Source organism: Prosthecobacter sp., assembly GCF_020439865.1.
In the GTDB taxonomy this organism is placed as follows: domain Bacteria; phylum Verrucomicrobiota; class Verrucomicrobiia; order Verrucomicrobiales; family Verrucomicrobiaceae; genus Prosthecobacter.
Genome location: NZ_JAGRPF010000238.1, coordinates 1 through 6153, shown reverse-complemented (window position 1 = coordinate 6153; position 6153 = coordinate 1). Strand labels below are relative to the sequence as shown.

Genomic DNA, 6153 nt, shown 5'->3' with positions numbered 1-6153 from the left:
TTGATGGAGAGCTTGTTGACCAGCACGCCCGACTCGTCGGCGAGATCGTAGGCGGGACGCGCTCCGTGTTCGATGATGGCTTGGACGGGCATGGCTTTGCTCAGGCGGCAGATGTCAATTCGGCGGACTGGGCGCTGAGGGTGAAGCGCGTGGTGTGCGTGCGGGTGCGCTCCTCGCGGTTGAGTTCGCTCTCGCTGCGGGTGATGCGCAGACGCCGGAGGTCCCAACCGGTGCGTTCTGCATCGGGAAGGCTGGCGATCCAGGCGAAGAGCGTGCCGACGTTGGCCAGGGCGGAGCGCAAGGCCGCGGTCCAGATGGCCTCGGTGAGGACCGGGGTTTCATCGGCGTGCGTGTGGAGAATCATGAACCCCGTTGCTTCGACGAGCTTCGGATGCGGGAACTCCAGAGTGTCGATGTGGCAGACGACGCAGGGGCGCTGGCGGCTGCTCATCTCAAGGCCCAGACCGATGCTCAGCACGGTGGGAAGTCCGCCGGTTTGCTGGACGTGGGTGAGGTAGTCGGTAATGAGTTTTGCGAGGCGGTATTCGAGCGAGGGTTGTGCTTCCATGGCCTACTTGCGTTGTCGAAACGCACGTTCCGCCATCGCCTTGAGCTTTTCGGCCATGGCGTGTTGCAATCGCACACGGGCGCGACGTTCTGCTGAACGCAGGTTGCCGGAATCGCAGGCAGTGGTGGCATAGCTGACCTGGTTGATCAGTTCGATGTGACTGCCCTTCTGGCCGCGCTTCACCACGGCATCGCCCTGCGAGTTCTTGTGCGCACCGGTGTTGGCCCAGCGCGGGATCCCACGCACTGTGCCCCCGATTTTCTTGGCGGCGGCAATCCAGCCTGCCTTGACCGCACCGATCTGCTTTTGAACCTTCGTGATGTAGCGGTCCAGTGCCTCGCCCTTGGAAATGATGGCCACCGTTTTGGCGTCGTCGGGCACGCGGTCGTAGCGCGCCGTTCGTGCCTTGCGGTGAAGATCCGGACGGATGGCTCCGATGGAGATGCCCGCCTTGGCGCAGAGCTTACGCAGCAGTCTGCGGGCCTTCTCGGGTTCTCCGTGGTTGGTTGCGTGCCAGTATTGGCGGGCCATGTCAGGATCGGCGGCCTCCAGTTGCCTGAACGCGCCACCGAGGTTGTCGGCACGCTTGAAGATGCGCTTGATGTCGGCGGCGATGCGCGCGGCCAGGCGTTTGTAGGGCTTGTCGGTGAGGCCGAAGGGAAGTGTCACCCTTGCGCATTCCACGGCCAGCGTGCGCACTTCCTGGATGAGCAGCTTGTCCATCGGTCGCTGCGTCTCTTTGGGGAAGAGGGCGATCTTCTTTTTGATCGGGTCCAAGCCCGTGACTTTGCCCCTCACACGCATGATTCAGGGATCGACCGGTCCGAGTTCGAGGGTCACGATCGCATGGGGTGGACGGTTCATCACGGCCTTGATGCGGTAGTCCTTCTGATCCCAGTGGACGATCTGGCCGCTGCGCGGGAGTTCGGGAAGAGCGGAACGCAGCACCTTGGCGGTGAAGCGGATGTCATCGACTTCACCGCCGATCACGAGTTCGCTGGACAGCATCGGTTCGGAGATCAGCGCTGACAGCGACTGCCCTTGATACAAGATGATCTTGCCAAACTCCCGGAGGATTTCAGAAAAGTCGGCGGCGATTTCTTCGTGGATGGACATGTGCTGGGTCGGGTGTCAAGGCATCGAGCACCATGAAGACGTGAGGTCTTGCTTTTCCTCGGGCAGATTCAGATGCAGGTGTGCGCATGGATCCCATTTTTACACTTCAATGGTCGGAGTTTGTTCTCGCTGAACGTCTGCAGGAAGATTTGCCCAAGAAGCATGGCTACTCGGTATGGATCCCGCTTTCCCGGCAAGAGAAGGGTGTCGATCTTGCGATCTTGAGGCGTCGTCGCGACGGCACGACGAAAACCGTGACGTTGCAGGTCAAAGCGTCTCGTACCTACAGGACTTCGGAACCCAAACGAGAGGCGACCCAACGCCACGCGTTTCACACATGGTTCAACCGATTCGAAGTGCCTGATGAGGCAGACTTTATCCTGCTCTTCGGTCAGTATGCACCCGACGTCGCACGAACGCGCAACGTTGGTCCGCATTGGTACAAGGACATGACTCTCTTGTTTACCAATCATGAGATGAAGGAATTGATATCCAACTGCCGCACTGTAGGGGGCAAGGAGGACCGGATGTTCGCTTTTGGATTCGATGATGATTCCAAGATTGTCCAAGTGCGGGGTGACGCAGGTCGGGGACAACGGGATTTCACCCCCTACCTTTTGAGCAATCGGCTGGATCTGCTTCGCAACGCGCTTGATGCTTAATGAAACAGCCCTCCCCGCATGAAGCGAAGGAGGGCTGCACCCGAACCCGAGGCCTGCGCCCCAGGAAATCAGAACACCAGCGCGATGGTGAGCTTGTGAGCCGTGAGATCGCCCGCCGCCGCTTCGGTTGCCACGGTGGCGCGCAGGTGACGACGAGCGCTGGAAGGCAGTCGCACACGACGTGTGGCTGCCGCCGAACCATTGCCGCCGGTGCCCGTGACGGCGAACTCGGCAAGCTCGGGAATGGCAGCGAACGACGTGCCATCCTCGGAATCCTCCAGCGTGGCTGTGACCGACTTGCCATCGGCAAGATCGACGAGATCGGGCAGCGCCAACTCAACCTCGAAATTGTGTTCGTTGGGTGGCGTCTGGCTGAGGTCGATGGGAGCGGTCGATGCCGAAGCACCTGCGGCGGCAAGTGCGACGGACTGAGTCAGTTGGGCGTCTTTGAGCGAGTGCATGGTGATGGATCAGGGTGATGAAGGTTGGATCACGCCTCGTCGTTGGCGATGGAGGCGGTGCGGATGATCGGGATGCCCTCCCATTCGGTAGGCAGCGGCGCGGGCGTGCCGTTGGTCGTGGTGGCCGTGCGGCTGTTGCGCAACTGCTCACGGGAGCGCCCGTTCATGAAGATGTGGGTGGGCTCCATGCCGAACTCCGTGAACTTCTCGTAGGCCGAGTAAAGGATGGAGTCGTTGAGCATCTTTTTGCCCGCGCCGGTTTCCTCGACGTTCTTGATGCGCACGGCGCAGTTCTTGTTGGCCAGGCGCATGCCGATGCGGCCGGTCATCCAGTTGGTGTAGGCCTTGTAGGGGTTGCCACTGGCGTCATAGACCGTCTCCAGATCCCACACGTCCTGCAGACGAATGGTCTGGTTGTTGCCGAAGAGGAACTCGACGCACTCGCGGCCCAGACGCAGGAACCACACGGAGGTTTTGGAAGCCTCGCCACCGGCATCAACAACATGAGCGGCATCCGCCTTGGCCTGCGCAAGCAAGCCGGGGAAGCCCTTGCTGTCGTTGCCCGTGCCGTAGTAGAACTGCGAGCCGATGTATTGCATGGAGGCTTCCATCACACCTGAGGCATGGTTTTCGAGCAGGCGGCCACGGTCGCGGGCACCATCGACGATTTGCGCATCCACGGCGATCTGGTGATCGAGGATGTGGGTCTGGAAGGTGCGCGTCTCGTAGCTGGACTTGCTGCGAGCAACGCCCTCGTTGGCGTTGCGGAAACGAACGGAGGGCAGGCCGGTGCGCACGGAAAGTTCCATCGTGGTGCCGAGGATGGTGTCCGCGGGAACCACGGCGAGTTCAGGAGCCAGTTTGACGGCTTCCTCAATGAGCGGGTAGCCGATTCCGGCGTCCAGCTTGGCGATGTCGAGAAGAGTGGGGACCATGGGGATGCAGAAGAGTGAGAGGTTTTGGAAAAGGGATCAGGCCTTGGTGAACTGGCGGTTCCACTGCTCGGCGGCGGTGGTGGGTTTGGTGTCGCCCGCAGGAGTGATCTTGGCCGGCACCTGAGTGCCCATTTCAGCGGCGATCTGGGCGGCCTTGATGGCGGCACGCTTGTCGAGGTCCTGCTCGCGGGCGGTGAGGTCTCGCACCTGCGCTTCGAGTTCGCCGCTTCGCTTGGTGAAGCGTTCCACATCGGCCTGAGCAGCGACGAGCTGGCCCTTGAGCGTGTCACGCTCGGTGCAGGCCTGCTGTAGGAGAGTTTGATGCTCCTGCTCCTTGGAGAGGAGTGTGGTCTTGAAGGTTTCGACCTGGGTGGAGGCTTCGGCCATCAAGCCCTCGCGGGCCTTGGCATCGGCTTCCAGTGTTTGAATGCGCGCGAGCGCCTCACTGAGTTGTTCTTCGACGGTTTTCATCGGGGTGGATGCCTGGGATCGCGTGTCAACTCGGGCTGCGTTCATCGAGCGCAGCCGGCTGATCACCTCGTCACGACTCCGGACCATGCCGGCCAGGTTGAGGCGCTGGGCGTTGCGGGCGCTGAAGCTCTGGCCTTCCATCGCGCTGTCCGGAATCTTCCGTCCACGCGCGAGCACAGCGGCCTTGAAGTCGGCGGCGATTTCCTCGATGTCGGATTGAATGAGCGCACGCTGATCCTCGGTAAGCGGCACACCCGGTGTGGCCATTCCTTTGAACTTCCCAGCGGCAAACACCTCCACCTTCAGGCCTTCGCTGCGGAACTTCTCGGTGCTGTCGATGAAGGGCAGCATCACGCCGATGGAACCCACACGAGCGCTGGGCGTGGCATACACCGCATCGCACTGCGAGGCGATCCAGTAGGCCGCGCTGCACATCTGTCCGGCGCTGAACGCGTAGGTGGTCTTGAGCTTGGCAGCGTCGGCCACGGCCTGCGCCAGTTCGGGCGTGCCGTTGACCGTGCCGCCGGGCGAATCGATGTCGAGAAGGATGGACTGCACATCATCGCGCTGAACCGCCTCTTGAAGGGCCTCAGCCACCTCGTTCATGTCGGTGGCGCCGAAGAGCAGCGAGGAGATCAGGTCCGGCTGGCGCATGAGCGGCCCATGCAGGTCGATGATGCCGATGCCATCGGTCACTGAGAGCAAGGCGTTGCGTGATGCGTCCGGCAGTTGAATGCGGGCGTCAAAGAAGGCGACAGCCTGGGCCACCATGCCTTGCATGGCATCAGTGGTGATGAGCCACGGTTTGCGGGAGAGAAGGGAATCGAGCGCGGTCACTCTCCGGTGGGAGTGTCAACGACGGGCGGTGCAATCAAGGTGCCGCCACTCGGCTTCCACAGCATTTCCAGCGGCACGCCGTACTTCGCGGCCGTTTCGAGAATCATCTTCGCATCACGGGCACGACGCTCCAGTTCCTCGCCGAAATCAGCGCCGAGCTCTTCGTAGTGATCACTGATGGTCTTGAGGCCCATCTCCACATCAGATCGGTTCTGCTGCGCTTCGCGGCCCGCATCGACGGTGATCCGGCGGGGTGTCACACAACTGATCTTCCACCATCCCTGGACGGCAGGTAGTTCGCCACGATCAATGGCATCGCCGATCACGTAGAACCACACGGGTTTGATGAAGCGCTGGATGAGGATCATCTGCCGATACGAAAAACGGCGGTCCGCCTTGGCCACCACGAGGCGCACCCCGGCTCCGCCGACCTTCGACGAATCCGCCGCGAACTCATATGGCAGCACTCCGAGCGCAGCATCCCGGCGCAAGTGCTCCAGGAATCCGGTAAACGTGGGAGACGGGCGCTTGGGCTCGAACGAGTCGAGTGACTCGTTGGTCTTGAGTGCCACGAGTTTGCCGCCGGTGATGCGTTGCAGGCTTGTGGGATCGGTGGATTCAGATTGAGCTGCCTCCTGTCCCTCGATCGCGAAGTCTGAATCATCATTCAAGTCGCCCGTCTCTGTTTTGAGCACGCGGGTGACGTCGCAGTTGTCCTTCACGGCATGCTTCTCGAGGGCGAGCAGTTCCATCTCGTCGAGGATGTGGTTGATGGAATGCTGAATGGTCGGGGCGTTGCGTACGCTGGTGGCGTTCTCGGGTTCGAACACATGCAGCACGCTTTGCGCGGGGAGTTCGCGTGAAGACTGATCCTCCAGCACGCGGTAGGACACTGGTGCGCCCCAGGCATCCAGGGTGATGCCATGGAACGATTGCATGGCGGTGTTGCCCTCACCGATGCGGTGCGACTCGATCAATTGCAGCGCGGCGATGCCGAGGCGGCTGCGCGTGAGATGGATGAAGTATTCGCCGTCCACGTCCATGCCCCGGCAAAGGAGCGACTGCACTTCCTCGAAGCTGAACCGCCCGGTGATTTCGCAGCG

At 61.5% G+C, this 6153-nt stretch carries 8 protein-coding genes; 1 reads left to right on the top strand and 7 read right to left on the bottom strand.

What is annotated here, in order from left to right:
* Positions 1-100: 100 nt before the first annotated feature.
* Genes KDL09_RS24995 through KDL09_RS24985 form a run of 3 tightly spaced genes read right to left on the bottom strand, consistent with a single transcriptional unit; the run spans position 101 to position 1684 of the window.
* Positions 101-568 carry a hypothetical protein gene (locus KDL09_RS24995; protein WP_294391587.1) on the bottom strand — a complete coding sequence of 156 codons (468 nt, stop codon included), beginning with the start codon at positions 566-568 and terminating at the stop codon, positions 101-103.
* Positions 569-571: 3 nt separating this feature from the next.
* Entirely contained in the window at positions 572-1345 is a 774-nt protein-coding gene (locus tag KDL09_RS24990; protein WP_294391584.1) for a hypothetical protein, read from the bottom strand.
* A gap of 30 nt (positions 1346-1375) precedes the next feature.
* Positions 1376-1684, bottom strand: a complete 309-nt coding sequence (locus tag KDL09_RS24985) for a hypothetical protein (protein WP_294391583.1) — start codon at positions 1682-1684, stop codon at positions 1376-1378.
* Between the two features lie 86 nt (positions 1685-1770).
* Here KDL09_RS24985 and KDL09_RS24980 point away from each other — a divergent pair, with 86 nt between their 5' ends.
* Positions 1771-2346 (top strand): hypothetical protein, encoded by a 576-nt coding sequence (locus tag KDL09_RS24980; RefSeq protein WP_294391581.1) that lies wholly within the window; start codon positions 1771-1773, stop codon positions 2344-2346.
* 68 nt (positions 2347-2414) lie between these two features.
* On the opposite strand, the gene KDL09_RS24975 is transcribed toward KDL09_RS24980, so the two are convergent.
* The 4 genes from KDL09_RS24975 to KDL09_RS24960 form a co-directional block, all read right to left on the bottom strand.
* Entirely contained in the window at positions 2415-2807 is a 393-nt protein-coding gene (locus KDL09_RS24975) for a hypothetical protein (protein WP_294391579.1), read from the bottom strand.
* 29 nt (positions 2808-2836) lie between these two features.
* The gene (locus tag KDL09_RS24970; RefSeq protein ID WP_294391577.1) at positions 2837-3742 is read right to left on the bottom strand and encodes a major capsid protein; all 906 of its coding nucleotides are present in this window, start codon (positions 3740-3742) and stop codon (positions 2837-2839) included.
* 36 nt (positions 3743-3778) lie between these two features.
* Positions 3779-5050, bottom strand: coding sequence for a S49 family peptidase (locus tag KDL09_RS24965; protein WP_294391574.1), 1272 nt, complete (start codon positions 5048-5050; stop codon positions 3779-3781).
* A partial coding sequence (locus KDL09_RS24960; protein ID WP_294391571.1) for a phage portal protein occupies positions 5047-6153 on the bottom strand: 1107 nt, incomplete at its 5' end. The genes KDL09_RS24960 and KDL09_RS24965, both read right to left, overlap by 4 nt.

What these genes read in the sequence shown, in the direction of transcription:
- KDL09_RS24995 (WP_294391587.1), bottom strand. Translation starts at nt 568, where the DNA reads ATGGAAGCACAACCCTCGCTCGAATACCGCCTCGCAAAACTCATTACC.
- KDL09_RS24985 (WP_294391583.1), bottom strand. Translation starts at nt 1,684, where the DNA reads ATGTCCATCCACGAAGAAATCGCCGCCGACTTTTCTGAAATCCTCCGG.
- KDL09_RS24980 (WP_294391581.1), top strand. Translation starts at nt 1,771, where the DNA reads ATGGATCCCATTTTTACACTTCAATGGTCGGAGTTTGTTCTCGCTGAA.
- KDL09_RS24975 (WP_294391579.1), bottom strand. Translation starts at nt 2,807, where the DNA reads ATGCACTCGCTCAAAGACGCCCAACTGACTCAGTCCGTCGCACTTGCC.
- KDL09_RS24970 (WP_294391577.1), bottom strand. Translation starts at nt 3,742, where the DNA reads ATGGTCCCCACTCTTCTCGACATCGCCAAGCTGGACGCCGGAATCGGC.